The organism is Klebsiella sp. CB_Kp196 (assembly GCF_040061575.1).
In the GTDB taxonomy this organism is placed as follows: domain Bacteria; phylum Pseudomonadota; class Gammaproteobacteria; order Enterobacterales; family Enterobacteriaceae; genus Klebsiella; species Klebsiella michiganensis.
The window spans coordinates 15,564-42,303 of sequence record NZ_JBEAFH010000050.1 but is presented as its reverse complement, the minus strand read 5'-3'; the positions used below and the strand labels follow the sequence as shown (position 1 = coordinate 42,303).

Annotated in this window: 24 protein-coding genes; 3 read left to right on the top strand and 21 right to left on the bottom strand. The window is 52.8% G+C overall.

Going from position 1 to position 26,740, the window contains the following annotated elements; translation table 11 throughout:
• The first annotated feature begins 3 nt into the window (after positions 1–3).
• Complete coding sequence (gene yieH, locus ABLU87_RS16880) at positions 4–669, top strand: 6-phosphogluconate phosphatase (protein WP_122116942.1); 666 nt, start codon at positions 4–6, stop codon at positions 667–669.
• A 55-nt stretch (positions 670–724) separates the two neighbouring features.
• Here the strand turns inward: yieH and ABLU87_RS16875 are convergent, their stop codons facing one another.
• Genes ABLU87_RS16875 through ABLU87_RS16865 form a run of 3 tightly spaced genes read right to left on the bottom strand, consistent with a single transcriptional unit; the run spans position 725 to position 4,356 of the window.
• Positions 725–1,447, bottom strand: coding sequence for a glucosamine-6-phosphate deaminase (locus ABLU87_RS16875; RefSeq protein ID WP_025107547.1), 723 nt, complete (start codon positions 1,445–1,447; stop codon positions 725–727).
• 54 nt (positions 1,448–1,501) lie between these two features.
• Positions 1,502–2,668, bottom strand: a complete 1,167-nt coding sequence (locus ABLU87_RS16870) for an alpha/beta hydrolase-fold protein (RefSeq protein WP_122116943.1) — start codon at positions 2,666–2,668, stop codon at positions 1,502–1,504.
• 41 nt (positions 2,669–2,709) lie between these two features.
• Positions 2,710–4,356, bottom strand: a complete 1,647-nt coding sequence (locus ABLU87_RS16865) for a carbohydrate porin (protein ID WP_014839861.1) — start codon at positions 4,354–4,356, stop codon at positions 2,710–2,712.
• A gap of 46 nt (positions 4,357–4,402) precedes the next feature.
• Between ABLU87_RS16865 and ABLU87_RS16860 the strand changes: the two genes are divergently transcribed.
• Entirely contained in the window at positions 4,403–4,657 is a 255-nt protein-coding gene (locus ABLU87_RS16860; protein ID WP_048262974.1) for a hypothetical protein, read from the top strand.
• Positions 4,658–4,938: 281 nt separating this feature from the next.
• Here ABLU87_RS16860 and phoU read toward each other — a convergent pair whose 3' ends face one another.
• The 7 genes from phoU to glmU all read right to left on the bottom strand — a co-directional run bounded on the left by phoU (position 4,939) and on the right by glmU (position 13,326).
• A complete protein-coding gene (phoU, locus tag ABLU87_RS16855) occupies positions 4,939–5,664 on the bottom strand; it encodes a phosphate signaling complex protein PhoU (protein WP_004107251.1) in 726 nt (241 codons plus the stop codon).
• A 49-nt stretch (positions 5,665–5,713) separates the two neighbouring features.
• Positions 5,714–6,487: a phosphate ABC transporter ATP-binding protein PstB gene (gene pstB / locus ABLU87_RS16850; RefSeq protein WP_004855746.1), complete on the bottom strand. Its 774-nt coding sequence runs from the start codon at positions 6,485–6,487 to the stop codon at positions 5,714–5,716.
• 47 nt (positions 6,488–6,534) lie between these two features.
• Positions 6,535–7,425: a phosphate ABC transporter permease PstA gene (gene pstA / locus ABLU87_RS16845; RefSeq protein ID WP_004855748.1), complete on the bottom strand. Its 891-nt coding sequence runs from the start codon at positions 7,423–7,425 to the stop codon at positions 6,535–6,537.
• On the bottom strand, positions 7,425–8,384 hold the full coding sequence (pstC, locus tag ABLU87_RS16840) for a phosphate ABC transporter permease PstC (protein WP_004107261.1): 960 nt from the start codon (positions 8,382–8,384) through the stop codon (positions 7,425–7,427). The genes pstA and pstC overlap by 1 nt, the downstream gene beginning before the upstream one ends.
• 192 nt (positions 8,385–8,576) lie before the next feature.
• A complete protein-coding gene (gene pstS / locus ABLU87_RS16835; protein WP_004127017.1) occupies positions 8,577–9,617 on the bottom strand; it encodes a phosphate ABC transporter substrate-binding protein PstS in 1,041 nt (346 codons plus the stop codon).
• A gap of 326 nt (positions 9,618–9,943) precedes the next feature.
• Entirely contained in the window at positions 9,944–11,773 is a 1,830-nt protein-coding gene (gene glmS / locus ABLU87_RS16830) for a glutamine--fructose-6-phosphate transaminase (isomerizing) (RefSeq protein ID WP_196942142.1), read from the bottom strand.
• A 182-nt stretch (positions 11,774–11,955) separates the two neighbouring features.
• On the bottom strand, positions 11,956–13,326 hold the full coding sequence (gene glmU, locus ABLU87_RS16825; RefSeq protein WP_025107543.1) for a bifunctional UDP-N-acetylglucosamine diphosphorylase/glucosamine-1-phosphate N-acetyltransferase GlmU: 1,371 nt from the start codon (positions 13,324–13,326) through the stop codon (positions 11,956–11,958).
• Between the two features lie 345 nt (positions 13,327–13,671).
• On the opposite strand from glmU, the gene ABLU87_RS16820 reads away from it, so the two are divergent.
• Positions 13,672–15,843: a right-handed parallel beta-helix repeat-containing protein gene (locus tag ABLU87_RS16820; RefSeq protein WP_049104201.1), complete on the top strand. Its 2,172-nt coding sequence runs from the start codon at positions 13,672–13,674 to the stop codon at positions 15,841–15,843.
• Positions 15,844–16,257: 414 nt separating this feature from the next.
• Here the strand turns inward: ABLU87_RS16820 and ABLU87_RS16815 are convergent, their stop codons facing one another.
• From ABLU87_RS16815 to mnmG, 11 genes are all read right to left on the bottom strand, one after another.
• Positions 16,258–16,677: a F0F1 ATP synthase subunit epsilon gene (locus ABLU87_RS16815; protein ID WP_004107274.1), complete on the bottom strand. Its 420-nt coding sequence runs from the start codon at positions 16,675–16,677 to the stop codon at positions 16,258–16,260.
• Positions 16,678–16,697: 20 nt separating this feature from the next.
• Entirely contained in the window at positions 16,698–18,080 is a 1,383-nt protein-coding gene (atpD, locus tag ABLU87_RS16810) for a F0F1 ATP synthase subunit beta (protein ID WP_004107276.1), read from the bottom strand.
• Between the two features lie 26 nt (positions 18,081–18,106).
• Complete coding sequence (gene atpG / locus ABLU87_RS16805; protein WP_004107278.1) at positions 18,107–18,970, bottom strand: F0F1 ATP synthase subunit gamma; 864 nt, start codon at positions 18,968–18,970, stop codon at positions 18,107–18,109.
• A 50-nt stretch (positions 18,971–19,020) separates the two neighbouring features.
• Entirely contained in the window at positions 19,021–20,562 is a 1,542-nt protein-coding gene (gene atpA, locus ABLU87_RS16800; protein WP_004127029.1) for a F0F1 ATP synthase subunit alpha, read from the bottom strand.
• 12 nt (positions 20,563–20,574) lie between these two features.
• On the bottom strand, positions 20,575–21,108 hold the full coding sequence (gene atpH / locus ABLU87_RS16795) for a F0F1 ATP synthase subunit delta (RefSeq protein ID WP_004855764.1): 534 nt from the start codon (positions 21,106–21,108) through the stop codon (positions 20,575–20,577).
• Between the two features lie 14 nt (positions 21,109–21,122).
• Positions 21,123–21,593, bottom strand: a complete 471-nt coding sequence (gene atpF / locus ABLU87_RS16790; protein ID WP_004107293.1) for a F0F1 ATP synthase subunit B — start codon at positions 21,591–21,593, stop codon at positions 21,123–21,125.
• Positions 21,594–21,649: 56 nt separating this feature from the next.
• Positions 21,650–21,889: a F0F1 ATP synthase subunit C gene (atpE, locus tag ABLU87_RS16785; RefSeq protein ID WP_000429386.1), complete on the bottom strand. Its 240-nt coding sequence runs from the start codon at positions 21,887–21,889 to the stop codon at positions 21,650–21,652.
• 47 nt (positions 21,890–21,936) lie between these two features.
• Positions 21,937–22,752, bottom strand: a complete 816-nt coding sequence (gene atpB, locus ABLU87_RS16780) for a F0F1 ATP synthase subunit A (protein WP_004127037.1) — start codon at positions 22,750–22,752, stop codon at positions 21,937–21,939.
• Positions 22,753–22,760: 8 nt separating this feature from the next.
• Positions 22,761–23,141, bottom strand: coding sequence for a F0F1 ATP synthase subunit I (gene atpI / locus ABLU87_RS16775; RefSeq protein WP_004127040.1), 381 nt, complete (start codon positions 23,139–23,141; stop codon positions 22,761–22,763).
• Between the two features lie 616 nt (positions 23,142–23,757).
• Entirely contained in the window at positions 23,758–24,381 is a 624-nt protein-coding gene (gene rsmG, locus ABLU87_RS16770; protein ID WP_004855770.1) for a 16S rRNA (guanine(527)-N(7))-methyltransferase RsmG, read from the bottom strand.
• Positions 24,382–24,494: 113 nt separating this feature from the next.
• Positions 24,495–26,384 (bottom strand): tRNA uridine-5-carboxymethylaminomethyl(34) synthesis enzyme MnmG, encoded by a 1,890-nt coding sequence (mnmG, locus tag ABLU87_RS16765; protein ID WP_348866039.1) that lies wholly within the window; start codon positions 26,382–26,384, stop codon positions 24,495–24,497.
• Positions 26,385–26,740: the final 356 nt, after the last annotated feature.

Sequence of the window (26,740 nt, the reverse complement as noted above, 5' to 3'; positions counted from 1 at the left end):
GACATGACCCAACCAGAAGCAGTATTTTTCGACTGTGACGGCACGCTGGTCGACAGCGAGGTGATCTGCTCCCGCGCCTACGTTCACATGTTCAGGGTATTCGGCATTACGCTGGATTTAGACGAGATTTTTAAGCGCTTCAAAGGCGTTAAGCTGTACGAGATTATCGACACCATTAACGCGGAGTACGGCGTTAATCTGGACAAGGCGACCCTTGAGCCGGTGTACCGCGATGAAGTCGCGCGCCTGTTTGATACTGAACTGGAAGTCATTTCTGGCGCACAGGCGCTGCTGGACGCGGTCAGCGTGCCGATGTGCGTGGTCTCCAACGGCCCGGTGAGCAAAATGCAGCACTCTCTCGGTAAAACCGCAATGCTGCACCATTTCCCGGAGCGTCTGTACAGCGGCTACGATATCCAGCGCTGGAAGCCCGATCCGGCCCTGATGCTGCATGCCGCAAAAGCGATGAACGTTAACGTCGAGAACTGCATTCTTGTCGACGACTCCAGCGCAGGCGCGCAGTCGGGGATCGCCGCCGGCATGGAAGTGTTCTACTTCTGCGCCGATCCGCATAATAAGCCGATCGAACATCCGAAGGTGACGACGTTTACCCGCCTCGAAGAGCTACCTGAGTTATGGCAGGCGCGCGGCTGGAATATAACGCGATAAACCCGGAGCGTAGCGCTATCAGGGCGCGTCCCGCCTGCGCTACGCTGAAAGTGGATTACGGTTGACTCAACTCCGCAGCCGCCGCTTTATCAGCCACAATCACCAGGGAAGGATGTAATTTCAGCACCGAAGCCGGAACCCGCTCGCTGACTTCGCCTTCAATCACCTGCCTTAGCGCCTGCGCTTTTGCCGCGCCGCTGACGATCAGCAGCAGGTTTTTCGCCGCCATGACGCTTTTTGGCCCCATCGTGACGTAGCTATCCGGCACCGCAGAGAAGTCGCCGTCCATCTCGCCGTGAGCGACAAGATCCACCATATCGCCGACGATAGAGACTTCCACCGTCGCATCGTGGAAGCGCGTGGTATTCGGCAAATTACCGCAAAAATGGCCGTCAGCGCCGAGGCCCATCACTATCAGATCGAGGCCCCCTTCGTCCTGTAACCGCTGGTCGTGATGCCTGAAGTTTTCATGGCTGAGCGGGTGGATATTCTCTTCAGAGATTTGCGCGGGGGTGAAAAACAGGCTGCGCAGATTGGAAATGGTCACGCCTTCACGATCCTGTCCGCGGAACGGAATCTCGTCAAAGTTGTAATAATGGACCTGAGAATAGAACGATTTACCTTTAACCGCGGCCGTCAGATGTTCATACATTTTCTTCGGCGTACTGCCTGCCGTTACCGCCAGGTTCACCCTGCGCGGCGCGGTGATGTAGCCCAGAACGTGATGGCTGGCGACCAGGCTCATCTCGGCATAATCTTCCGTCACGATTAATTTCATATTGTCTCCCTCAAGGTATTGAAGATAAGGAGCCAGCGAACTGGCTCCTTCATGCTATTTGAACAACTTCTGTACAAATTCGGCGTAGGCGGGACGCCAGACGTCCATTTCATGGTTCAGGCCCGGATACTCATGGTAATCAAAGTTGATTTTCTGCTTCTCCAGCTCCGCTTTCAGCCCGGCGATATCCTTGCCGGTAACCACGTCTTTCTCGCCCACGACGACGGTAAAGTTACGCAGCTGCTTGTTGATCGCCTGTGGGTTGTGTAGCTGCGCCTCGACGCCGGCATCCGGTACCGTGGTTGTCGTTACGCCGCTGAACGTCGCCAGCCAGCCGAAGCTCTCCAGATGGTTCATTCCGGAGACCAGCGCCTGATAACCGCCCTGCGACAGCCCGGCAAGCGCCCGGCCGTCCGCGTCTTTACGCACGTTAAAGCGCGCATCAATCAGCGGAATAATATCGTTCATCAGCTCTTTATCAGCCGCTTTCGCATTCAGCGGATAGAAGGTTTTACGCCGCTCCTGCGGCGGGAAGTTTTCCGCAATCGCGTCAGGAATATCGGTTTCGGTATCCGGCACCACCACCAGCATGGGCTTGATTTTGCCTTCCGCCAGCAGGTTATCCATGATTTGCGGAATACGGCCCTGGTCGATGGCCGACAGTCCGCTGTCGCCAAAACCGTGATAGAAATAGAGCACCGGCAGCGATTCGCCGGTACCGGTATAGCCTGGCGGCGTCCACACGTAGACGCGACGCTCAGCGTTCAGCGCCTTTGAATGATAGGTCAGGGTTCGTAGCTCGCCGTGAGCGACCGCGCGATCGTCAAGAATGCTGCCGGGGACCAGGATCAGGCTGGTATTCACCTGACGCTGTGGCTTCTGATAGCGGCTACCGGTATCGACGGAACGGAATCCGTCGACATCAAAATAGTATTCGTAGAGATTGGGAGCCAGCGCATCGCTTTTCCATGTCCAGATCCCCTGCTCATCTTTGCTCATATCATGGGAGACAAAGGTATCCGGCGTTGCCCCCGTCACCACGGACACCCGTTTTGCATCCGGGGCAAACAGGCGGAAGGTGATACTCTTATCGGCGTTAACCTGCGTAATATACTGGCTGACCGGGATCGCCGCGCTCGGCGTGACCGGAAACGGCGCGGCATGAGCGGTAAACGCCGCGCCCGCCAGCGCCAGAGCGAAGTAAATAGCATGTCGTTTCATCTTTATTCCTCTTTAGAATTTTGTCCTGACCGTTGCCAGCCTTACCACCAGATTTCAGCCTGAGCGCCAACGGCAAACTGATCGTTCTTACCATCTTCAAAAATGCTGCTGGTATTGCTGTTAGCCGCCTTATCCAGGTCGATATCCTTCGCTTTAATATAAGTCGCATAGAAACGAATTTCCGGGCGGGAGGTCAGCATACTGGTATTCACTTTAAAGGTATGGAACAGGGTAGTTTTGTAGCCGGATTCGTTATATTTCTTGCCGGTACTATCTTTGTTCTGCTGCTTGAAATAGCCCAATTCAACGCCGGTCTGATTATATTTATCCCAGATCCAGGCCGGGCGCACGACGGCGCGAAGAGACTCAAAATCGGAGTGCGCGCCGGTCTCGTAGCTGTAGACATCATTACCAAAGGAGTAAACGATGGCGTTCGCCATAATAATGTCATCACTCAAATAGGTTTCCCCCTGCGAGGTCAAGCGAACGGCGGTGCCGTTGGTATGATCGCCATAGTATCTGCCGTTGAATGTGGTATACGGACTGGATCCCGCATAGCGCGAGAAGCTGCTGGCGATGGAGTTATTCGCCAGCAGGAAGGAAAATTCGTTAAATCCGCCGTTATCAAATTTCTGCGTTAACGACGTCCCCGCCATCCAGGTATCTTTCCATTCATAATATCCATTATTACCTTCATTATATTTCTCGGATGAGCTCTGATTTGCCGCGACATACCGGCCGCTGACCATCAATGACGCCTTATCCCAAAGCGGGATCTCTTTATAACGAATATCAATAGTATTGGTGTTAATTTGCTGGCTTTTGGTCAACGTACGGTTGTAGTCATCAACGTCCTCGCGCACCAGCGCAATATCAAACTTACCCGCGCCCACCTTCCAGTTTTCAAGGCCAACGCCGGCTGCGGCATCGGTTCTTTGCGTTTTCCAGTCCAGCATCTGGATTTCAATTTTCGGCGCACCGTGCTTACCCACCCAGAAATCCGCTTCCGGCGCGAATGGCAGGAAACCTTTGGTGTTGACGTACATATCAGAGAACTGCATATAGTTCTCGCCGCCAGCGTTATCGCCAAACCAGCCGGAGGAATACTGCTGCCCGACGTTGCCGTCAAGCATCACGATCGCATCAACCCGCTTATTGCCTTCCTGATAGACCCGCTGCTTAAGTTGTAAATCAAACCAGCCCGAATATTCATTACCAAAGCGACCCAGCGAGCCAATCGCCCAGGACTTAGGTGAACCATGGGATGCGGTCCCCCAGCCGGAACGGTAATAGCCGTTATAGCTGAAGCCAATTTCATCCTTCACAAACTTGCTGAAATCCTTCATTGTCATCGAACTATAAATGGACTCGCCGTTAGCCGCGGGCTGTTCGTTTTTCACCAGAACCGCCGCCGGTTTTGCAGCGCCGCCGGCCGGTGCGGGCGCGCTGACAACCTGCGCGGACGCACTCTGCTCAGGTGCGCCAGGCTGCGTACTGGCAATCCAGAGTCGATTTCTGGCCTTCTCTTCATCTTGATATTTTTTTAGTTCGCTCTGCGTATCCTTAAGCGCCTTCTCCAGAAGCTCAAGACGCTGTTCAACGGTTAGCGATTCCGCCATAGCATGGGTTGTATAAGCGAGCGGCGCCATAATAAGTATGGCCGAGGTAATCAGATTTTTTTTAAACATAAGTTCCCTTTATATAAAAACAGGTGCAACTGAATATCGCGATAAAATGTCAACTAACGCGAAGGCGTATTTTTATTTTTCTATCGATAAAGCTCGTTACCGAAAAGGTGTTCCCCTTAAGGAAAAAAAGAACGTTATTAAAACCAGCACTATTATTTATTCGGTTAATACCATCCTGGTTTACCCACAAACAGCCTTGCATCAAATCAAAAAAAACCTGAAGCAATCCCCCTGCAGAAAACAGAAGAGGCTTGCTTCAGGTTTTGCCCGCGCTGCGGTAACAATCCCTTTCATCGGCTGATAGCGGATTATCTGGCAAAAAAAAACCTGACATCACCAGGTTAACGGTGATGTCAGGTTTTGCCTGCTTGCGCAGTAACAATCCAGAGTTTTATTCGAGCCTTGCCGCAACAAGTCACCCGATTAATGTACCACATTGTTACGCTATTAAAATCAAACCACAATTGATGAAATTATTATTTGTGACGACAATCGCACCAATTTTGTTAATTAAAAACAGGAGTAACATTAACCATAACTAATTCTGATAAATCCTTTATCAGAATTAGTCTCTGTGATTTATTACTCTTTAGGATCTTTCCCTGCTAGCAGTTTATCCAGCTCGTCGCCGCCAACGTGACGGAAATCCTGACCTTTAACGAAGTAGAAAATATATTCGCAGATGTTCTGACAACGGTCGCCGATACGCTCAATCGAGCGGGCACAGAACAGGGCGGTCAGGACGCTTGGAATGGTGCGCGAATCTTCCATCATATAGGTCATCAGCTGGCGCACGATGCCTTCATATTCCTGGTCGACTTTCTTATCTTCGCGATAAATACGCACCGCTTCATCAAGGTCCATACGCGCAAAGGCGTCCAGCACATCATGCAGCATCTGCACGGTGTGGCGCCCCAGCGATTCCAGGCTCACCAGCAGCGGCTGATGCTGCTGGGAGAATTTTTCCAGCGCGGTGCGGCAGATTTTATCCGCGACGTCGCCGATGCGTTCCAGCTCGGCGATGGTTTTAATAATCGCCATCACCAGACGCAGGTCGCTGGCGGTCGGCTGACGCTTGGCGATGATGCGCACGCAGGCCTCATCGATCGCCACTTCCATCATATTGACCTGCTTGTCGCCGTCAATAACGCGCTTTGCCAGTTCGCTGTCCTGGTTATGCATCGCGGTGATCGCATCAGAAAGCTGCTGCTCCACCAGCCCACCCATGGTCATGACCTGGGTGCGGATGTACTCCAGTTCAGCATTGAACTGGCCGGAAATATGTTTGTTAAGATTTAGGTTATCCATAGTATCTCCTGATTGCCCAATAGGTTAGAGCCTGGTAGCAGAAGGGCAATCAACCGTAGCGGCCAGTAATATAATCTTCAGTTTGCTTCTTAGCGGGCTTGGTAAACAGATCGTCCGTGTTGCTGAATTCAATCAGCTCGCCAAGATACATAAATGCCGTATGGTCGGAGCAACGCGCGGCCTGCTGCATGTTGTGGGTCACGATAACGACGGTGTAATCCTGTTTCAGTTCAGTGATCAGCTCTTCAATACGCCCGGTAGAGATCGGGTCCAGCGCCGAGCAGGGCTCATCCAGCAGCAGAACTTCTGGACGAATAGCGATACCGCGCGCGATGCACAGACGCTGCTGCTGGCCACCGGAGAGAGAATATCCGCTCTGATGCAGTTTATCTTTGGTTTCATTCCACAATGCGGCTTTGGTCAATGCCCACTGCACGCGCTCATCCATATCCGTGCGGGAAAGCTTCTCAAACAGGCGCACGCCAAAGGCGATGTTGTCATAAATCGACATCGGGAACGGCGTCGGCTTCTGGAACACCATCCCCACTTTGGCGCGCAGCAGGGCGATATCTTGGGTGTTGGTCAGAATATTATCGCCATCGAGCAGAATTTCGCCTTCCGCACGCTGCTCCGGGTACAGCTCAAACATTTTGTTGAACGTACGCAGCAGCGTGGATTTACCGCAGCCTGACGGTCCGATAAACGCCGTAACCTGGTTTTTGGTAATATCCAGGTTGATGTTTTTCAGGGCATGGAATTTTCCGTAGTAGAAATTCAGGTTACGAACTGAAAGTTTACCCGGGGTCGCATTCACCATACTCATCTCGTTCTTTTCCTCATTCGGCGCCGCGTTTCGCCGCGCCGCAAAAATTAACCGTGTTTATTCTTCGCGAAAACAACGCGCGCCAGAATGTTCAGCAGCAATACGCACAGGGTGATAATCAAGACCCCGGCCCATGCCAGTTGCTGCCACTCCGCAAAGGGACTCATGGCAAATTTGAAAATCGTCACCGGCAGGTTCGCAATCGGCTGCATCATGTCGGTGCTCCAGAACTGGTTGGAGAGCGCGGTAAACAGCAGCGGCGCCGTTTCCCCGGCGATACGGGCGATGGCCAGCAGAATACCTGTCATAATGCCCGATACCGATGCTTTCAGGGTGATCGCAGAGATCATGCGCCACTTCGGCGTACCCAACGCATATGCCGCCTCACGCAGGCTGTCCGGTACCAGCTTCAGCATGTTTTCAGTGGTACGAATAACGATAGGCACCTGCAGCAGCGCCAGCGCAATCACGCCCGCCCAGCCGGAAAAGTGCTGCATCTGCGCAACGACGATGGTGTAAACAAACAGACCGACGACAATCGACGGCGCGGAAAGCAGGATATCGTTAATAAAACGAATCACTTCGGCCAGCAAGGATTTACGGCCATATTCCGCCAGATAAATCCCCGCCAGAATCCCCAGCGGGGTACCGATAACCGTCGACCAGAGGATCAGCAATCCGCTGCCCGCCAGGGCGTTTGCCAGACCACCGCCCGCCGTATTTGGCGGCGGCGTCATTTCAGTAAACAGCGCCAGGCTCATGCCGTCGATGCCGCGGGTGACGGTGGACATCAGGATCCAGATCAGCCAGAACAAACCAAATGCCATGGTCGCCATCGATAGCGTCAGGGCGAGACGGTTTTTCATGCGGCGTTTTGCCTGCATTTTGCGACGGGATTCCGCCAGCTCCGCGGTGGTTTGTAATTCAATCGTCGCCATTAGCGAGCCCCCTCATTCTTAGCCAGGCGCATGATCATAAACTTCGATGCGGCCAGAACAATAAAGGTGATAACGAACAGAATCAGGCCCAGCTCCATCAATGCGGCAACGTGCAGTCCGGTTTCCGCTTCGGCAAACTCATTCGCCAGCGCGGAGGTGATGCTGTTGCCCGGCATATATAACGAAGCGCTATCAAGCTGGTAGGTGTTGCCGATAATAAAGGTCACCGCCATGGTTTCCCCCAGCGCGCGCCCCAGACCGAGCATTACCCCGCCGATCACGCCGTTTTTGGTGAAAGGCAGAACGATACGCCAGATAACTTCCCACGTTGTGCAGCCGATACCGTAGGCGGACTCTTTCATCATCACCGGCGTCTGTTCAAAGACGTCACGCATAACGGCCGCGATGTAAGGAATGATCATGATGGCCAGAATCACGCCCGCCGCCAGAATACCGATACCAAATGCCGGGCCCGCAAAGAGCGCGCCAACGAACGGAATGGTCGACAGAACGTTGCCAACCGGCTCCTGAAAATAGGTCGCAAACAGCGGGGCGAAAATAAACAGGCCCCACATGCCGTAAACGATACTGGGGATCGCGGCCAGCAGCTCAATAGCGATACCCAGCGGGCGCTTCAGCCAGGCGGGTGACAGTTCCGTCAGGAACAGCGCAATACCGAAGCTCACCGGTACGGCGATCAGCAGCGCGATAAATGAGGTGACCAGCGTCCCGTAAATGGGTACCAGGGCGCCGAAAATCTGGTTCGGCGCATCCCACTCTTTGGTCCACAGAAAGGCAAAGCCAAATTTCTCAATGCTTGGCCAGGACGAGATGATAAGGGAGACGATGATGCCGCCAAGCATCAATAGCACAATCAGCGCCGCCAGTTTTACCAGCACGCTGAAAATTATGTCACCCTTTTTCCCCGGAGGGTTAAATGCCGGCTTGGTTGCAGCCATAAGTTACTCTTCAGTTTCGGGCCAGAAAAAATCGTAGTTTACTGATCTTTCTGGCAAAGGTAATGCCATACCCTAAATAATTCGAGCTGCAGGCAGGCAGCTGGCTTGTGGATCCCCGGGAACATAGATGGGCTATGTGACCGGGGTGAACAAGCGCTGCCAACGCACCTGTAGCTCGAAGGCTGACGGGTATTAGTACAGCGCTTTACCGCTGCTGTCTTTTACGTTGGTCTTCCATGCCGCGCGAACTTGCTCAACCACGCTTTCCGGCAGGGTAGCATAGTCCAGCGCGTTGGCTTCTTTACCGCCGTTTTTATACGCCCAGTCGAAGAACTTCAGCACTTCGGCGGTCTGCTCTGGCTTGTTGGAAGCCTTGTGGACCAGAATGAAGGTGGTTGAAGTGATCGGCCATGCGTTGTCGCCTTTCTGATTCGTCAGATCCTGTGCAAAGGATTTGCTCCAGTCGATTTCTTTCGCCGCGTTAGCGAAGTTATCTTCAGTCGGGCTCACCGGCTTGCCATCGGCGGACAGCAGTTTGGTGTAAGCGAGGTTGTTCTGTTTTGCGTAGGCATATTCTACGTAGCCGATAGAGCCCGGCAGACGCTGAACGAACGCGGCGATGCCGTCGTTGCCTTTACCGCCCAGACCGGTCGGCCAGTTAACGGTTGAGCCCGCGCCGATTTTAGATTTCCACTCTTCGTTCACCTTCGCCAGATAGCTGGTGAAAACGAAGGAAGTACCGGAACCATCAGCACGACGAACCACCGCGATGTTCTGAGAAGGCAGCTTCATGCCCGGGTTGAGCTTAGCAATCGCCGCGTCATCCCATTTTTTGATTTTGCCCAGGTAGATATCACCCAGCGTTTTACCGTCAAGCACCAGCTCACCGGATTTCACGCCAGGCAGGTTAATTGCCAGCACTACGCCGCCGATAACGGTCGGAAACTGGAACAGACCTTCCTGAGCCAGCTTGTCATCAGCAAGAGGGGCATCAGAAGCACCGAAGTCTACGGTGTTGGCCGTAATTTGTTTTACGCCGCCAGAGGAGCCGATACCCTGGTAATTGACTTTATTACCCGTTTCCTTGTTATAGGTATCTGCCCATTTGGCATACACCGGCGCGGGGAAAGTTGCACCTGCGCCAGTCAGGCTTGCTGCTGCAAAAACAGAGAAAGCGCTCATCGATAAGGTCGCGGCGACAACTGTTGCGACGGTGGTACGCATAACGTTCATAATGTCTCCTGCTGGATTCGTAAACCATTGTTTCGAAGCTATGGTGAGCAAAATAGGACAAACAGGTGACAGTAAAATGTACGAATTATTACAGTTTTATGACAAGCAAAAAGACGGGAATTTACGTTAAATAAAAACAATACAAATCATGTTGTTACTATGGTTAATGATAGAAAGATTAGCGGAAAATTTTATTTTTATGACAGCGCAAAAGCGTCTCAAAAATGACAGGCTGTCATAAAGCGGGTGGGATCTCGCTGTTCGCTGCAAATAACCGCAAATAAAAAGGGCCGCCGGACGGCAGCCCTTTCAGCGCTGTAAAATCGTTATTCCACGGTAACTGATTTCGCCAGGTTACGCGGCTGGTCAACGTCAGTCCCTTTGATCAGCGCGACGTGATACGCCAGCAGCTGCAGCGGTACGGTATAGAAGATTGGCGCGATCGCCTCTTCAACATGCGGCATCTCAATGATGTGCATATTGTCGCTGCCGGTGAAACCCGCATCGCCGTCAGCAAAAACGTACAGCTGGCCGCCGCGAGCGCGAACCTCTTCAATGTTGGATTTCAATTTTTCCAGCAGTTCGTTGTTCGGCGCGACCACCACCACCGGCATTTCAGCGTCAATCAGCGCCAGCGGACCATGCTTCAGCTCGCCGGCAGCATAGGCTTCCGCATGAATATAGGAGATCTCTTTCAGCTTCAGCGCCCCTTCCAGGGCAATGGGATACTGATCGCCGCGGCCAAGGAACAGCGCGTGGTGTTTGTCAGAGAAGTTCTCAGCCAGCGCCTCAATACGCTTGTCGTGCGAAAGCACCTGCTCAATGCGGCTCGGCAGCGCCTGCAGGCCATGCACGATATCATGTTCAATCGACGCATCCTGGCCTTTGAGTCGCGCCAGTTTCGCCACCAGCATCAGCAGAACGGTCAGCTGCGTCGTGAAGGCTTTAGTCGAGGCGACGCCGATTTCCGTCCCGGCGTTGGTCATCATCGCCAGATCGGACTCACGCACCAGGGATGACCCAGGCACGTTACAAATCGCCAGCGACCCCAGATAGCCCAACTCTTTCGACAGGCGCAGGCCGGCGAGGGTGTCCGCCGTCTCGCCGGATTGAGAGAGAGTGATCATCAGGCTGTTGCGACGCACGGCCGATTTGCGATAGCGGAACTCGGAGGCGATTTCAACATCGCACGGCACCCCTGCCAGCGACTCAAACCAGTAGCGGGACACCATACCTGAGTTGTAGGAGGTGCCGCAGGCGATGATCTGAATATGCTCGACCTTAGACAGCAGCTCGTTAGCCTGCGGGCCCAGCTCGCTTAAATCAACCTCGCCGTGGCTAATGCGCCCGGAGAGGGTATTTTTGATGGCGTTCGGCTGCTCGTAGATCTCTTTCTGCATATAGTGACGATAGATACCTTTATCGCCCGCGTCGTACTGCAGACTGGATTCAATATCCGGGCGCTGCACTTCGGCGCCGGATTTGTCAAAGAGAGTCACGGAACGGCGGGTGACTTCCGCAATATCGCCCTCTTCGAGGAAGATAAAGCGGCGGGTAACCGGCAGCAGCGCCAGCTGATCGGAGGCAATGAAGTTTTCCCCCATCCCCAGGCCAATCACCAGCGGGCTTCCTGAACGAGCGGCCAGCAGCGTACCCGGATCGCGGGAATCCATGATCACGGTACCGTAAGCGCCGCGCAGCTGCGGGATAGTCCGCAGAACCGCATCACGCAGAGTACCGCCCTGTTCCAGCTCCCAGTGAACCAGGTGCGCAATAACCTCCGTGTCAGTCTCGGAGGCGAAAACGTAGCCCCTCGACTGCAACAGCTCGCGCAGCGGCTCATGGTTTTCGATGATCCCGTTATGCACCACCACAATATAGTCAGAAACATGCGGATGCGCGTTACCTTCAGACGGTTCGCCGTGCGTCGCCCAGCGGGTATGGGCAATCCCGGTACCGCCGTGCAACGGATGCTCTTCCAGCGCCTGGGCCAGCATCTGTACTTTCCCGAGGCGGCGAACGCGGTTCATATGACCTTCGTTATCGACGACGGCCAGACCGGCGGAGTCATAACCGCGGTATTCCAGACGACGTAAACCTTCGAGAAGGATTTCAGCAATATCACGCTGCGCGACTGCGCCAACAATTCCACACATAGTTTTTAATTCCGATTTTGGCTGTATGCCATACGTTGTCGGTCAACCTGTTTACCCGTATTTTCGGGCGCCCCGAGCCTTGTAGAGAGTGGGGTTATTTTTATGGGTACTGCCGTGGGGGGAGGATTATTTTATCCCCTCACCCCGCTCTTTCCCCCGAAAAGGGCGAAAGAGAAATCGCGTTACTTTTTCTTCACCGGGCGCTGCCAGCCCTGTTTATGAACCTGCGGCACGCGGCTTAACACTAATTCATTATCGGCAACGTTACGCGTTACCGTTGTTCCTGCGGCAATGGTGACCCCCTTGCCGACGGTCACCGGAGCGACCAGCTGGCTGTCTGAGCCAACAAATACGTCATCGCCGATCACCGTTTTATGCTTATTTGCGCCATCATAGTTACAGGTGATGGTGCCCGCGCCGATATTCACGTTATCGCCTATCTCGGCGTCTCCGAGATAGGAGAGATGCCCGGCCTTCGTGCCTTTACCCAGACGCGCCTTTTTAATTTCAACAAAGTTGCCGACGTGCGCGCCTTCGAGAAGTTCAGCGCCTGGGCGCAGCCGCGCGAACGGCCCAATGGTACAGGCGGCGGCCAGATGAGCATCCTCTACCACGGTATAGGGGCTGATCTCGCAATCATCACCAATGATGCTGTTCTTGATGACGCAGCCGGTGCCAATCTTTACCCGATCCCCCAGCACCACGTCACCTTCGAAGATAACGTTAGTATCAATTTCGACATCGCGCCCGTGTTTCAGCACGCCGCGCAGATCAAAACGCGCCGGATCGCGCAGCATAACGCCCGCGAGCAGCAGTTCTTCAGCCTTTTCAGACTGCCAGACGCGCTCAAGCCGGGAGAGCTGCAGGCGGTTATTCACGCCTTCCACTTCGCTTAGACGCTGAGGATGAACAGCGGCAATTTCACGACCTTCTTCATAGGCCATGGCGATAATATCGGTGATGTAGTATTCACCCTGAACGTTGTTGTTGGTGAGCTTAGCCAGCCAGCGTTTAAGATCCGCGCCATTGGCGACCAGAATCCCGGTATTAATTTCCTGAATCCGGCGCTGCTCGTCGCTGGCGTCCTTATGCTCGACAATGCCCGTCACCGCGCCGTTATCGCGCGTGATGCGGCCGTAGCCGGTCGGATCGTCAAGCTTCACCGTCAACAGACCGATGCCGCCCTGCGGTTTCGCTTCCCGCAGACGCTTCAATGTTTCGACGGAAATGAGCGGCACGTCGCCGTACAGCATCAGGATATCTTCATCATCGCTGAAGAACGGCGCCGCCTGCTGCATAGCGTGGCCGGTACCTAGCTGTTCGGCCTGCAGGACCCAGTTGAGGTTATCTTCGTGCAGCGTCTGGCGAAGCAGATCGCCGCCGTGCCCGTACACCAGATGTACGGCGGAAGCGCCTAATTCTTTAGCTGCATCAATAACATGCTGCACCATTGGCTTCCCGGCCAGCGAATGCAACACCTTAGGAAGATCGGAATACATGCGGGTACCTTTGCCAGCGGCAAGAATAACCACGCTCATCGGACTGTTTGACATACGCATCCTGACTGCTGTTGGAACGAAAAGTAAAAGCCTTTCACGTTGAAATATCTACATATTTTTCATCATGAAACGAGACGAAGATAAAATGCACAAGCGTAACGCTATACACCATTTTAGGTGGGTATTTTTAGTCAGCGCAAACCCGTTTAGCGCAAAAAAAGCATTTTAATGAGTGGCAATGCCGGCTATCCCTCTGCTTTTGCTGTTTTTTTGGCGGGTAAATAAAGAAAACCCATAAAATAAAACACAGTTTTAATATTCATTAATTGTGACGTGATAAATAGAAACACCATTTCATTTTCCTGATAATGCCGGTTAATAATTACCCAGGAGAAAAGAATGAATAACAAAATACCTTTGGCATTAACCCTTTGCAGTACGATGATCGCGCTACCGCTGCAGGCCAACGATGGTCATCAGTGGCGGGCAATCGCCTTTGGGCAATCTACCGACAGCAATTTTTCCTCGAATGTTCTGCCGGAAAAAATTGGCGTCAACGATGTCACCATCGCCGGAAAAAAACTGACGCCGCAGGACGTCGCCGACCTCAGCCAGCCCATTACCATCGAGAGCCGGGGAGGTAAAATAGCCAATTCTCACGACGGACTGACCTTCTTTTACACCCGGCTACCGACCAGCCAGAATTTTATCCTGCAGGCTACGGTGACCGTCAATCAGTTTGGCCCGGAAAATGGCGCGCGTCCTGCGGCACAGGAAGGTGCGGGACTGCTGGTCCGCGATGTAATAGGAGTTCCGCGTCAACAGCCGCTGAAGGTCGGCTACGAAGAGTTTCCGGCGGCATCCAATATGGTGATGAACGCCATTATGACGCAGGATAAAAAAGATGGCTCACATATCAAATTGCAGGCTATCAGCCGGGAAGGGATAACCCAACCGTGGGGCAATGCGGGCGCATCAATAAAGCGTCAGAGCTATAAAGAGAAAATCGATATCCAGCAAACGCCGACGTTCCAGCTCAGACTGGAACGCACCAACGACGGGTTTATTACCTCATGGGCAGCAACGGGCAGTAATGAATGGGTAAGCCAGCAGGTTCCTCACGCCGATCTGGTTGCCCGGCAGGATAAAGAACATTACTACGTCGGCTTCTTCGCCTCACGTAATGCAAAAATCACCGTCAGCAACGCCTCGCTCACCACCTCAGCGGCACATACGGTTCCCTCCGCGCCGTATGTCGCTAAAGGCTGGCCGCCGGTTATGCAAATTGCTTCGGGAACAGTAAGCCAGAGCAAAGCTTACATCCTACAGGCGCGCACCAACAGCGATGGGCGCATCACCGTTCGTCAGGATGAAGTGGTGATCGGGCAGGATAAAACCGTGAAGGCCGGGGAAATGTTTACCCAGCCTGCCGTACTGAAAGATAAAAGCACGTTCGAAATCCGCTTCACTCCGGCTACCGGCGCGGAAACGCTGACCCAGACGCTGACGGTTGAACAGAGTCCCCAAGTGACAGGCAATACGCTCTACGCCGCGCCAGAGGGACAATCTCAGGCAAAAGGGACGGCGGACTCGCCGCTGGATTTCGTCTCCGCTATCAAACTCGTCCCGCCCGGCGGGCAAATTGTATTAGCCGCCGGAGATTACCCGCAAACGGCCATTCCTGTCAGCGCCAGCGGCCTGAAGGACAAAATCAAAACGCTAAAAGCCGACGGAAAAGCGGTGATTCACGGGCTGCTGCTGGATGCCAGCTACTGGCATATCGATGGGATTGAGATTACGGACAAGAGCCTGCGCGTACAGGGCAGCCATAACCTGATCGAGAACGTCACCGCGTATCGTAACGATGATACCGGCATTCAAATTTCCTCTCCGGCGGATGTTGGACGCCCGCTGTGGGCCAGCTTTAACCGGGTAGTGAATTCTGAATCCTTTAGTAACGAGGATCCGGGCAAAATTAACGCCGACGGCTTCGCGGTGAAAATGCGCGTAGGAGAGGGTAACCGGCTGGAGGGCTGTTACTCGCACGATAATATCGACGACGGTTTCGACCTGTTTAATAAAATTGAGGACGGTGCAAACGGCGTTGTGGCGATCGAGAACTCTATTGCCCGCAATAATACCAGTAACGGGTTTAAGCTCGGTGGGGAAGGGCAGCCGGTCGCCCACGAGGTACGTAACAGCATCGCCATCGATAACCATCTGGACGGTTTTACCGACAACTTTAACCCCGGCAAGCTGGTGGTGGTTAACAACGTCGCGGTAGATAACCAGCGCTTTAACTACCTGTTCCGCCCGAGTCCGTACGGTGCGCCGGAAACGCAGGGCACCTTCAGCGAGAACCTTTCCCTGCGCAGCCAGCCTGGGAAATATGACGATGCCGTTGTCGGGAATATTGACGATAGCAACTATTTTATCCACGGCGGCAGAAGCATCAACGCCCAGGGAAAACGCATTAACAGCGCCGATTATCAGACGCTGGCGCTGCCGGACCCGCTGACGCGTGAGGCCGACGGCAGCTTCAACACCGGTAACTTCCTCAGCCGCGACTAACCCGCTATGCGTGAAAAACATAAAGGTCGCCCTGGGGCGACCTTTTCACTTTCTGTCTGCTTCACACCGCATGTGTTGTCGTTTTAGTTAGCGGTACAGCGCAAAAACAGTCTGGAAAGTTGACTTCTTAGTGGTTGAACGTACCGAAGGTTACGTTCATAGCACTGAAGAAAGCGACGATTTTATTAAGCAGTTTCATGATCTCTTCCTGGATAGCGATTACGTTTTTGATGAATTTTTTTTGTGACTCACATCACAAAAGCAAGTCTACGCTTCATCTTTTAAACGATCAACAAAAATGAGACATGCATCACAAAATTTTTAAACCCGCTTTTTAGTTTTGTTTTTTCTGAAACGAAGCCATTAAAAAAGCCAGCCTGGAAACCAGACTGGCTTTTAGCGTTCAAGCCGGTGTTACATCGCTTTTTTGGTCAACTCGATAACGCGCAGTTTAGCGATCGCTTTGGCCAGTTCCGCAGACGCCTGAGCGTAGTCCACGTCACCATGAGAGCTCTTAATGTGCTCTTCAGCCTTACGTTTCGCTTCCAGGGCTCGCGCTTCGTCGAGATCCTGGCCACGAATTGCCGTATCAGCCAGAACGGTCGTGCTACCCGGCTGCACTTCAAGAATGCCGCCTGACAGGTAGATAAATTCTTCGTGACCGTGCTGCTTAACGATGCGAATCATACCAGGCTTAATGGCGGTGAGCAGCGGCGCGTGCCCCGGGTAAATACCCAGTTCACCTTCGCTACCCGTTACCTGGATTTTCTCGACCAGACCAGAGAACATTTGTTTCTCTGCGCTGACGACGTCCAGGTGGTAAGTCATTGCCATATCACCCTCCGATTAAGGCGTTAAAGTTTTTTGGCTTTTTCCACGGCTTCGTCGATAGAACCGACCATGTAGAACGCCTGCTCCGGCAGGTGATCGTATTCGCCTTCCATGATGCCTTTAAAGCCACGGATGGTGTCTTTCAGGGAGACGTATTTGCCCGGAGAACCGGTAAATACTTCTGCCACGAAGAACGGCTGGGACAGGAAGCGCTGAATCTTACGCGCGCGAGCTACCACCAGTTTATCTTCTTCAGACAGTTCATCCATACCCAGGATGGCGATGATGTCTTTCAGTTCCTGATAACGCTGCAGGATGGACTGAACGCCACGAGCGGTGTCGTAGTGCTCCTGACCAACAACCAGCGGATCCAGCTGACGGCTGGTGGAGTCCAGCGGGTCAACTGCCGGATAGATACCCAGAGAAGCGATCTGACGGCTCAGTACCACGGTTGCGTCAAGGTGCGCAAAGGTGGTTGCTGGAGACGGGTCAGTCAAGTCATCCGCGGGTACGTATACCGCCTGTACGGAAGTGATAGAGCCGGTTTTGGTGGAGGTGATACGTTCCTGCAGAACGCCCATCTCTTCCGCCAGAGTCGGCTGGTAACCTACCGCTGAAGGCATACGGCCCAGCAGTGCGGATACTTCAGTACCGGCCAGGGTGTAACGATAGATGTTATCGACGAACAGCAGAACGTCACGACCTTCGTCACGGAACTTCTCAGCCATGGTCAGGCCGGTCAGCGCAACGCGCAGACGGTTTCCCGGCGGCTCGTTCATCTGGCCATACACCAGGGATACTTTATCGATAACGTTGGAGTCGGTCATTTCGTGGTAGAAGTCGTTACCCTCACGAGTACGTTCACCTACGCCCGCAAACACGGAGTAACCGGAGTGCTCGATCGCGATGTTACGGATCAGCTCCATCATGTTTACGGTTTTACCTACACCCGCACCACCGAACAGACCAACTTTACCGCCCTTCGCAAACGGACACATCAGGTCGATAACTTTGATGCCGGTTTCCAGCAGTTCCTGAGAGTTTGACAACTCTTCGTAGGAAGGTGCTGCGCGGTGGATAGCCCAACGCTCTTCTTCACCGATGTCGCCTTTCATGTCTACCGGTTGGCCCAGTACGTTCATGATACGACCCAGCGTTGCTTTACCTACCGGGACTTCGATCGGATGCTCGAGGTCTTTTACTTCCAGACCGCGACGCAGACCGTCGGAAGAACCCATGGCGATGGTACGAACAATACCGCCGCCGAGCTGCTGCTGAACTTCCAGCACCAGATTCTCACTACCATTTTGTACCTCAAGAGCCTCGTACACGCGCGGTACGGCATCCTGAGGGAATTCGACGTCGACCACGGCGCCGATTACCTGGACAATTTTTCCAGTAGCCATCTTGAATCCTCTACGAATTAACCTGGTTATACCGCGGATGCTCCACCGACGATCTCGGTGAGTTCCTGAGTAATGCTGGCCTGACGAGCTTTGTTGTATACCAACTGCAGCTCTTTAATCAGGCTGCCGCCATTGTCGGTCGCGGCTTTCATCGCCACCATACGTGCGGCCTGCTCGCTGGCCAGGTTTTCTACCACGCCCTGATAAACCTGAGATTCCACATAACGGCGCAGCAGGGTATCCAGCAGCGCTTTCGGATCGGGTTCATACAGGTAATCCCAGGATTTACGCTTCAACTCACCATCTTCTGAAGCCGGTAACGGCAGCAGCTGAGTGATGGTTGGAACCTGAGACATGGTGTTAATAAATTTGTTGCTGACAATATACAGCTTGTCCAGACGGCCTTCATCGTAGGCCTGCAACATCACTTTTACCGGACCAATCAGTTCGGACAGGGATGGGTTATCCCCCATACCCGTCACCTGGGCGACAACATTACCGCTAACGGAATTAAAGAACGACACGCCCTTGGAGCCGATCATTGCGAGTTCGCACTGAACGCCTTTATCGGACCATGCTTTCATTTCCGCCAGCAGCTTTTTGAACAGGTTAATGTTCAAGCCACCGCACAGACCACGGTCGGTAGACACCACCAGGTAGCCCACGCGTTTAACGTCGCGTTCTTCCAGGTAAGGGTGCTTATATTCCAGATTACCGTTCGCAAGGTGACCGATCACTTTGCGCATCGTATCTGCATAAGGACGGCTGGCCGCCATACGCTCCTGCGATTTACGCATTTTGGAAGCGGCGACCATTTCCATCGCTTTAGTGATCTTTTGCGTGTTCTGGACGCTTGCGATCTTACTACGTATCTCTTTTGCGCCGGCCATGAGCTTCTCCTCAATGCCTTGCGGCCTGCCCTAGAGCAAGCCGCCAGACTTTACCAGGATTGGGTTGCTTTGAAGGAATCGAGGATGCCTTTCAGCTTGCCTTCGATTTCGTCGTTATAGCCACCGGACTGGTTGATCTCTTGCATCAACGGAGCGTGATCACGGTCGACGTAAGCCAGCAGAGCGGCTTCAAAGCTACCGATTTTCGACAGCTCGACATCCGCCAGATAACCACGTTCTGCCGCGAACAGAACCAGAGACTGCTGCGCAACGGACATCGGCGCATACTGTTTCTGTTTCAGCAGTTCGGTCACTTTCTGACCGTGGTCCAGCTGCTTACGGGTTGCATCATCAAGGTCAGAGGCAAACTGGGAGAACGCCGCCAGTTCGCGATACTGTGCCAGAGCGGTACGAATACCACCGGACAGTTTCTTCATGATCTTGGTCTGAGCTGCACCACCAACACGGGATACGGAGATACCCGGGTTAACCGCAGGACGAATACCGGAGTTAAACAGGTTGGTTTCCAGGAAGATCTGACCATCGGTAATGGAAATTACGTTGGTCGGAACGAACGCAGAAACGTCACCCGCCTGGGTTTCGATAATCGGCAGCGCAGTCAGAGAACCGGTTTTACCCTTCACTTCACCTTTGGTGAAAGCTTCAACGTATTCGACGTTAACACGTGCAGCACGCTCCAGCAGACGAGAGTGGAGGTAGAATACGTCGCCCGGGAATGCTTCACGTCCAGGCGGACGGCGGAGCAGCAGGGAGATCTGACGATAAGCAACGGCCTGTTTAGACAGGTCATCATAAATGATCAGCGCATCTTCACCGCGGTCGCGGAAGTATTCACCCATTGCACAACCGGCGTACGGCGCCAGGTATTGCAGTGCGGCAGATTCAGATGCGGTTGCAACCACAACGATGGTGTTAGCCAGCGCGCCGTGTTCTTCCAGTTTACGTACCACGTTAGAAATCGTGGACGCTTTCTGGCCGATGGCTACGTAGACGCACTTGATGCCGGAATCACGTTGGTTGATGATGGCGTCGATAGCCAGCGCGGTTTTACCGGTCTGACGGTCGCCGATGATCAGTTCACGCTGTCCACGACCGATTGGGATCATGGCATCAACGGATTTATAACCGGTCTGCACCGGCTGATCGACGGACTGACGTTCGATTACGCCCGGCGCGATAGCTTCAACGGCGGAGAAGCCGTCGTGCTCCAGCGGACCTTTACCATCAATCGGTGCACCCAGGGTGTTAACCACACGTCCCAGCAGGCCGCGGCCAACCGGAACTTCAAGGATACGGCCAGTACATTTAACCTTCATACCTTCGGCGAGGTCAGCGTACGGACCCATCACAACTGCACCTACGGAGTCGCGCTCCAGGTTCAGTGCGATAGCGTAACGGTTACCCGGCAGAGCGATCATCTCACCCTGCATACAATCGGCCAGGCCGTGAATGCGGATAACACCGTCACTTACAGAAACGATAGTACCTTCGTTATGAGCCTCGCTCACAACATTGAACTGAGCAATGCGCTGCTTGATCAGTTCGCTGATTTCGGTGGAATTCAGTTGCATGCTCCAGTCCCCTTAAGACTGCAAGACGTCTGCAAGGCGTTCAAGACGGCCGCGTACGCTACCATCAATGACCATATCACCCGAACGGATGATTACGCCTGCCATTACAGACTTATCGATTTTGCAATTCAGCTTAACTTTGCGTGACAGACGTTTTTCCATCGCGGCGGTAATTTTCGCAAGCTGTTCGTCACTCATTTGAGCGGCAGAAATAACTTCTACCTCTGCGGTTGCCTCACTGGCAGCGCGCAGGTGAATGAACTGCTCGAGAACATCAGGGAGCGCTTTCAGACGACCATTTTCAGCCATCACCCGGATCAGGTTTTGACCATTTTCGTCCAGTTGCTCACCACAAACCGCGATAAACACATCAGAGAGCGTTTCCGGCGCCAGTGCGCCAGAGAGTAGCTCTGCCATTTCTTCGTTTTTAGTCACTTCAGCAACAAACGCCAGCATATCCTGCCAGCGTTCAACGCTGTTGTGTTCGACGGCAAAGTCAAAAGCTGCTTTGGCGTAGGGGCGAGCTACCGTTACAAATTCAGACATCAGCCCCTCCCTCCTTACAGTTCAGCGACAAGTTTATCCACGATGTCGCTGTTAGCAGCTTCATCCACGGAACGTTCGATGATCTTCTCGGCGCCAGCAACAGCCAGGATAGCAACCTGCTTACGCAGCTCCTCACGGGCACGTTTACGTTCGGCATCGATTTCAGCCTGCGCCTGTGCGACGATTTTGGTGCGTTCCTGTTCTGCTTCCGCTTTTGCTTCATCCAGGATCTGAGAGCGACGCTTGTTCGCCTGCTCGATGATTACCTGGGCTTCCGCTTTCGCTTTTTTCAGCTGGTCGGTCGCGTTGGCCTGTGCAAGGTCCAAATCTTTCTTAGCGCGTTCTGCAGAAGCTAAACCGTCAGAAATTTCTTTCTGGCGCTTTTCGATGGCAGCCATTAAAGGCGGCCATACATACTTCATGCAGAACCATACGAAGATAACAAACGCGATGGCCTGGCCGAGGATTGTTGCGTTCATGTTCACAGCACAATACCTCTTAAAAAATAACTCTGTGGCTTAGGTTTCTTTCGAACAACTTACTACGCGACGGCGAACATCACGTACAGACCCAGACCTACAGCGATCATCGGGATAGCATCCACCAGACCCATAACGATAAAGAACTGAGTACGCAGCAGAGGAATCAGATCCGGTTGACGCGCTGCGCCTTCCAGGAATTTACCCCCGAGGATGCCGATACCGATCGCAGCACCGATTGCCGCCAGACCCATCATCACAGCGGCAGCCATGTACAGCAGATCCATATTCAGGTTTTCCATGACAGTCTCCAGTTTGTTTCAGTTAAAACGTAGTATGTTGGTAAAAATCAATGCTCTTCAGATGCCATCGACAGATAGACGATCGTCAGAACCATGAAGATGAAGGCTTGCAGCGTAATAATCAGGATGTGGAAAATGGCCCATGGCACATTCAGAATCCACTGTGACCACCACGGCAACAGGCCAGCAATCAGAATGAAAATCAGCTCACCGGCATACATGTTGCCGAACAGTCGCAGACCCAGTGATACAGGTTTTGACAGCAGGCTTACCCCTTCAAGGATTAAGTTGACAGGAATGAACGCCCAGTGATTGAACGGCTGCAGGGTCAGTTCTTTAACGAACCCGCCCACGCCTTTCATTTTGATGCTGTAGAAAAGAATCAGGATAAATACGCCAAGCGCCATCGACAGGGTGATGTTAACGTCAGCTGACGGCACCACGCGCAGAGCAGGCAGACCGAGAACGTGTTCGCCGATCCAAGGGATAAAGTCGATAGGCAGCAGATCCATCAGGTTCATCAGGAATACCCAGACGAACACGGTGAGGGCCAGCGGAGCAATGACCTTGCTCTTGCCGTGATACATATCTTTGACGCTGCCATGGACGAAGCCGATGATCATCTCAATGAAGGTCTGGAATTTACCAGGTACGCCGGTTGTCGCCTTTTTAGCCACGCTGCGGAACATAAACAGGAATAACAGACCGAGCACCACTGAGAAAAACATGGAGTCAATGTTGAGCGTCCAGAAGGTGGCCGGGGGGTTGTGCGGATCCACCAGCGAGAATGTACGCAGGTCCAGCTGAAGGTTGTTCAGATGGTGGCCTATGTAATCCTGCGGCGTCATATTTTCTGAAGCCATGATGCCTTTTACCCTTTGTTGTTAATTACAGCTGGCGCCAGAACTTGTACCACCAGCACCAAAACCCACGTCACTATCAGCGGCAAAAATACCACTTTCAAAACCGCCAGCGCCACCGCCAGAAAGGCGAAGGTCAGCAACACCTTGAAGGCTTCACCAATGGCGAAGGACCAGGCCACTCGGCCTTTAGCTGGTGTATGCGCCTGATGACGCCAGGCAAAAATCATAAATATCATGTTTGGCAAAAGAACCGCCAAACCTCCACTCACCGCGGAGATGCCCCAGAAAGGGTCTTTGAGGCTGAACAGCAGTCCACTTGCTATTACTGCCAGTAACTGAATAAACAGAAGCTTACGAGCAACGTTTCGACTCAAGAGCGACACTGACATCACGTTTTTACTCCTGCTCCCTTCGAGGTATGTCGCGTGTCGTATAAAACGTCCTTTAAGACGAAGAGTCAAGCATCAAAAAGCGGACAAATTATACGGTGACGCCTCGTGATTTCAAACAATAAGTAGCAAAATAGTGAATAAATGTTTAATTATTTTCCGACAGACAACTTTTCATGCATTTCACCGATCTGTGAGCCGTCATGCAAAACTGCAAATACCGCGAAAAATCGGCAATTAAAGCGTGCATCAGATCACATAATAAACATTTTTCGCGAAATCGAATTAATTCTGTACATAAAACTCAATTTTTTATCCGTTTGATATTCAACATAAAAACCAGGTATTCTTTCTAAAACAATCCCATATACAATAAAAACCTTTTATTGACATTCATAATAAAAATTTAACATCAGTATGAAGTGCAAGCAGCGAGATTTTTAGCGTACTGATATTTTCAATGTTGACTATTCTGTTGGTAAAGCAACAGGGCAAAGTTAACGGAAAGAAAACCCCTGGTAACCCCAGGGTTAAAGACAGTCCGATAATACCCTGCCGTGACTTTTATTTTTGTAACATCCACGGACCGTGTTTTTTTCACATTTTTTGATAAAAATTAAATCATTTTTGGCTGAATCACCACAAGGTGACGCTCCCCTTCCAGCTGAGGCACATGCAGTTCGACAACTTCCTTAATGACGACCCCTTCCGGCAGATTTGCCATTTCATCTTCCTGCGCTAAGCCCTTGAGCGCATAAAAGTGACCGTTCTCTGCAGGTAAATGATGGCACCAGCTCACCATGTCATTCAGCGACGCAAATGCGCGGCTAATCACGCCGTCAAACGGCGGCTCTGCCGGGAACTCTTCCACCCGGCTTTGTACCGGGGTGACGTTATCCAGTTTGAGCTCATGCTGGACTTGCCGAAGGAAACGTACTCGCTTGCCCAGACTGTCCAGCAGGGTGAAGTGGGATTCAGGACGCACGATAGCCAGCGGGATACCCGGCAGCCCAGGCCCCGTACCGACATCGATAAAACGCGTTCCTTTAAGGTATGGCGCAACAACAATGCTGTCGAGGATGTGGCGTACCAGCATCTCGTCAGGATCGCGAACCGAGGTCAGGTTATAGGCCTTATTCCACTTATCCAGCATGCCAACGTAGGCGACAAGCTGGTTTTTCTGGTGATCGGTAAGTGAAATACCTGCTTCATCAAGCAGACGAGAAAGTTTGTTGAGCACGATCGTTACCTGTTTAAAAACAATGAGCCCGGAGGCGATACGCTTACCGGGCTGAGAAATTGACCTGACGGATATCTGATGCGCTATTCGCCCATGTATCGTTCAGTGGAATATCAGGCGCTACGGCGCAGCATTCCCTGCTTTTTTAACCACACCAGCAAAATCGAGATTGCCGCAGGCGTAATGCCGGAAATACGCGATGCCTGCCCTATCGAAGACGGCTTATGGTCGTTCAACTTGGCAATGACCTCGTTCGACAGCCCATTCACCTGGCGATAATCAAGCGTAGCAGGCAGCAACGTGTTCTCGTTGCGCTGTTGTTTCTCGATTTCATCCTGCTGGCGCGCGATGTAGCCTTCGTATTTTACCTGAATTTCGACCTGTTCAGCCGCTTGCTTGTCCTCAAGACCCGGCGAGAACGGCGTCATCTGCACCAGCTGTTCGTAGGTCATTTCCGGACGACGGAGCAAATCTTCACCGTTAGCTTCACGGGACAAAGGCGCCGTCAGTCGAGCATTCACTTCCGCAGCGCTTTCCGCCAGCGGATTAACCCAGCTGGTTTTCAGACGCTGACGTTCACGTTCAATGCTCTCAAGCTTCTCGTTGAAACGCGCCCAGCGTTCGTCATCCACCAGACCCAGTTCACGACCTTGTTCGGTCAGGCGCAGATCGGCGTTGTCTTCACGCAGCATCAGGCGGTATTCCGCACGAGAGGTAAACATGCGGTACGGTTCTTTGGTACCGAGAGTACACAGATCGTCTACCAGGACGCCAAGGTAAGCCTGAGAGCGGCCAGGCGCCCACCCCTCTTTCTCGGCGGAGAAACGAGCAGCGTTCAGGCCTGCCAGCAGGCCCTGAGCGGCAGCTTCTTCATAACCGGTGGTGCCGTTAATCTGGCCGGCAAAGAACAGGCCATGGATAAATTTAATTTCCAGCGTCGGTTTCAGGTCGCGCGGGTCAAAGAAATCGTACTCAATAGCGTAGCCAGGGCGAACGATTTTTGCATTTTCCATCCCCTGCATTGAGCGGACGATTTGCATCTGGACATCGAACGGCAGGCTGGTGGAGATGCCATTTGGATAAATTTCGTTGGACGTCAGGCCTTCCGGCTCGAGGAAAATTTGATGCTGGTTACGATCGGCAAAGCGCATGACCTTGTCTTCGATCGAAGGACAGTAGCGGGGACCGATCCCTTCAATCACGCCGGCATACATCGGGCTACGATCGAGGTTATTACGGATCACGTCATGCGTTTTCTCGTTGGTATGCGTGACGTAGCACGGCACCTGACGCGGATGCTGCGAAGCATCTCCCATAAACGAGAAGACCGGCATCGGATTATCGCCGTGCTGCTGTGCCAGAACGCTGAAATCAATCGTCCTCGCGTCGATACGCGGCGGGGTACCGGTTTTCAGGCGGCTGACGCGCAGCGGTAGTTCACGCAAGCGGCGGGACAGCGGGATCGACGGAGGATCGCCTGCACGACCGCCGCTGTAGTTATCCAGGCCGATATGGATCTTACCGTCGAGAAAGGTTCCGACGGTCAGTACCACCGCTTTGGCGCGGAATTTAAGCCCCGTCTGGGTGACGGCGCCAACAACACGATCGTTTTCGACAATCAGATCTTCCACCGCCTGCTGGAAGATCATTAAATTAGGCTGGTTTTCCAGCGCGGTACGTACGGCCTGCCGGTACAGCACACGGTCTGCCTGAGCGCGAGTTGCCCGTACGGCCGGGCCTTTGCTGGCGTTTAGTATCCTAAACTGGATGCCGGCGTGGTCAATTGCCTTCGCCATCAGGCCGCCAAGCGCATCCACTTCTTTTACCAGGTGTCCTTTCCCAATGCCGCCAATCGCCGGGTTGCAGCTCATCTGCCCCAGAGTGTCGATATTGTGTGTCAAAAGCAGAGTCTGTTGACCCATTCGCGCTGCGGCCATCGCGGCCTCAGTGCCTGCATGACCCCCGCCAATGATGATGACGTCAAAAGGATCCTGATAAAACATGGTGGTATGCCTCGCATAAAGCGGTTTGAAAATAGAGTGAAGCCCGGGCCGTGGATTCTACTCAACTTTAGCCTTTCGAGAAAGCGCCGGGATCCTGAGTATTAAAAAGAAGATCTTTTATTTAGAGATCTGTTTTATTGTGATCTCTTATTAGGATCGGCTTGTCTTGTGGATAAGTCAGATCCGCGATTTAAGATCAAACGCTTAAGAAGGATCGCTTTCTGTGAATGATCGGTGATCCTGGTCCGTATAAGCTGGGATCAAAATGAAGGGTTATACACAGCACAAAAATCAGTCAAGGGTTATACTTTGGATAACTACCGGTTGATCCAAGCTTTTAAGCATAGTTATCCACA

What these genes read in the sequence shown, in the direction of transcription:
- atpI (WP_004127040.1), bottom strand. Translation starts at nt 23,141, where the DNA reads ATGTCAGTGTCGCTCTTGAGTCGAAACGTTGCTCGTAAGCTTCTGTTT.
- atpG (WP_004107278.1), bottom strand. Translation starts at nt 18,970, where the DNA reads ATGGCCGGCGCAAAAGAGATACGTAGTAAGATCGCAAGCGTCCAGAAC.
- ABLU87_RS16865 (WP_014839861.1), bottom strand. Translation starts at nt 4,356, where the DNA reads ATGTTTAAAAAAAATCTGATTACCTCGGCCATACTTATTATGGCGCCG.
- atpE (WP_000429386.1), bottom strand. Translation starts at nt 21,889, where the DNA reads ATGGAAAACCTGAATATGGATCTGCTGTACATGGCTGCCGCTGTGATG.
- pstS (WP_004127017.1), bottom strand. Translation starts at nt 9,617, where the DNA reads ATGAACGTTATGCGTACCACCGTCGCAACAGTTGTCGCCGCGACCTTA.
- ABLU87_RS16815 (WP_004107274.1), bottom strand. Translation starts at nt 16,677, where the DNA reads ATGGCAATGACTTACCACCTGGACGTCGTCAGCGCAGAGAAACAAATG.
- pstC (WP_004107261.1), bottom strand. Translation starts at nt 8,384, where the DNA reads ATGGCTGCAACCAAGCCGGCATTTAACCCTCCGGGGAAAAAGGGTGAC.
- ABLU87_RS16875 (WP_025107547.1), bottom strand. Translation starts at nt 1,447, where the DNA reads ATGAAATTAATCGTGACGGAAGATTATGCCGAGATGAGCCTGGTCGCC.
- ABLU87_RS16820 (WP_049104201.1), top strand. Translation starts at nt 13,672, where the DNA reads ATGAATAACAAAATACCTTTGGCATTAACCCTTTGCAGTACGATGATC.
- atpH (WP_004855764.1), bottom strand. Translation starts at nt 21,108, where the DNA reads ATGTCTGAATTTGTAACGGTAGCTCGCCCCTACGCCAAAGCAGCTTTT.
- pstB (WP_004855746.1), bottom strand. Translation starts at nt 6,487, where the DNA reads ATGAGTATGGTGAATGCGACCCCGGGTAAACTTTCAGTTCGTAACCTG.
- ABLU87_RS16860 (WP_048262974.1), top strand. Translation starts at nt 4,403, where the DNA reads ATGTCAACTAACGCGAAGGCGTATTTTTATTTTTCTATCGATAAAGCT.
- atpD (WP_004107276.1), bottom strand. Translation starts at nt 18,080, where the DNA reads ATGGCTACTGGAAAAATTGTCCAGGTAATCGGCGCCGTGGTCGACGTC.
- glmU (WP_025107543.1), bottom strand. Translation starts at nt 13,326, where the DNA reads ATGTCAAACAGTCCGATGAGCGTGGTTATTCTTGCCGCTGGCAAAGGT.
- mnmG (WP_348866039.1), bottom strand. Translation starts at nt 26,384, where the DNA reads ATGTTTTATCAGGATCCTTTTGACGTCATCATCATTGGCGGGGGTCAT.
- phoU (WP_004107251.1), bottom strand. Translation starts at nt 5,664, where the DNA reads ATGGATAACCTAAATCTTAACAAACATATTTCCGGCCAGTTCAATGCT.
- ABLU87_RS16870 (WP_122116943.1), bottom strand. Translation starts at nt 2,668, where the DNA reads ATGAAACGACATGCTATTTACTTCGCTCTGGCGCTGGCGGGCGCGGCG.
- glmS (WP_196942142.1), bottom strand. Translation starts at nt 11,773, where the DNA reads ATGTGTGGAATTGTTGGCGCAGTCGCGCAGCGTGATATTGCTGAAATC.
- pstA (WP_004855748.1), bottom strand. Translation starts at nt 7,425, where the DNA reads ATGGCGACGATTGAATTACAAACCACCGCGGAGCTGGCGGAATCCCGT.
- atpA (WP_004127029.1), bottom strand. Translation starts at nt 20,562, where the DNA reads ATGCAACTGAATTCCACCGAAATCAGCGAACTGATCAAGCAGCGCATT.
- atpB (WP_004127037.1), bottom strand. Translation starts at nt 22,752, where the DNA reads ATGGCTTCAGAAAATATGACGCCGCAGGATTACATAGGCCACCATCTG.
- yieH (WP_122116942.1), top strand. Translation starts at nt 4, where the DNA reads ATGACCCAACCAGAAGCAGTATTTTTCGACTGTGACGGCACGCTGGTC.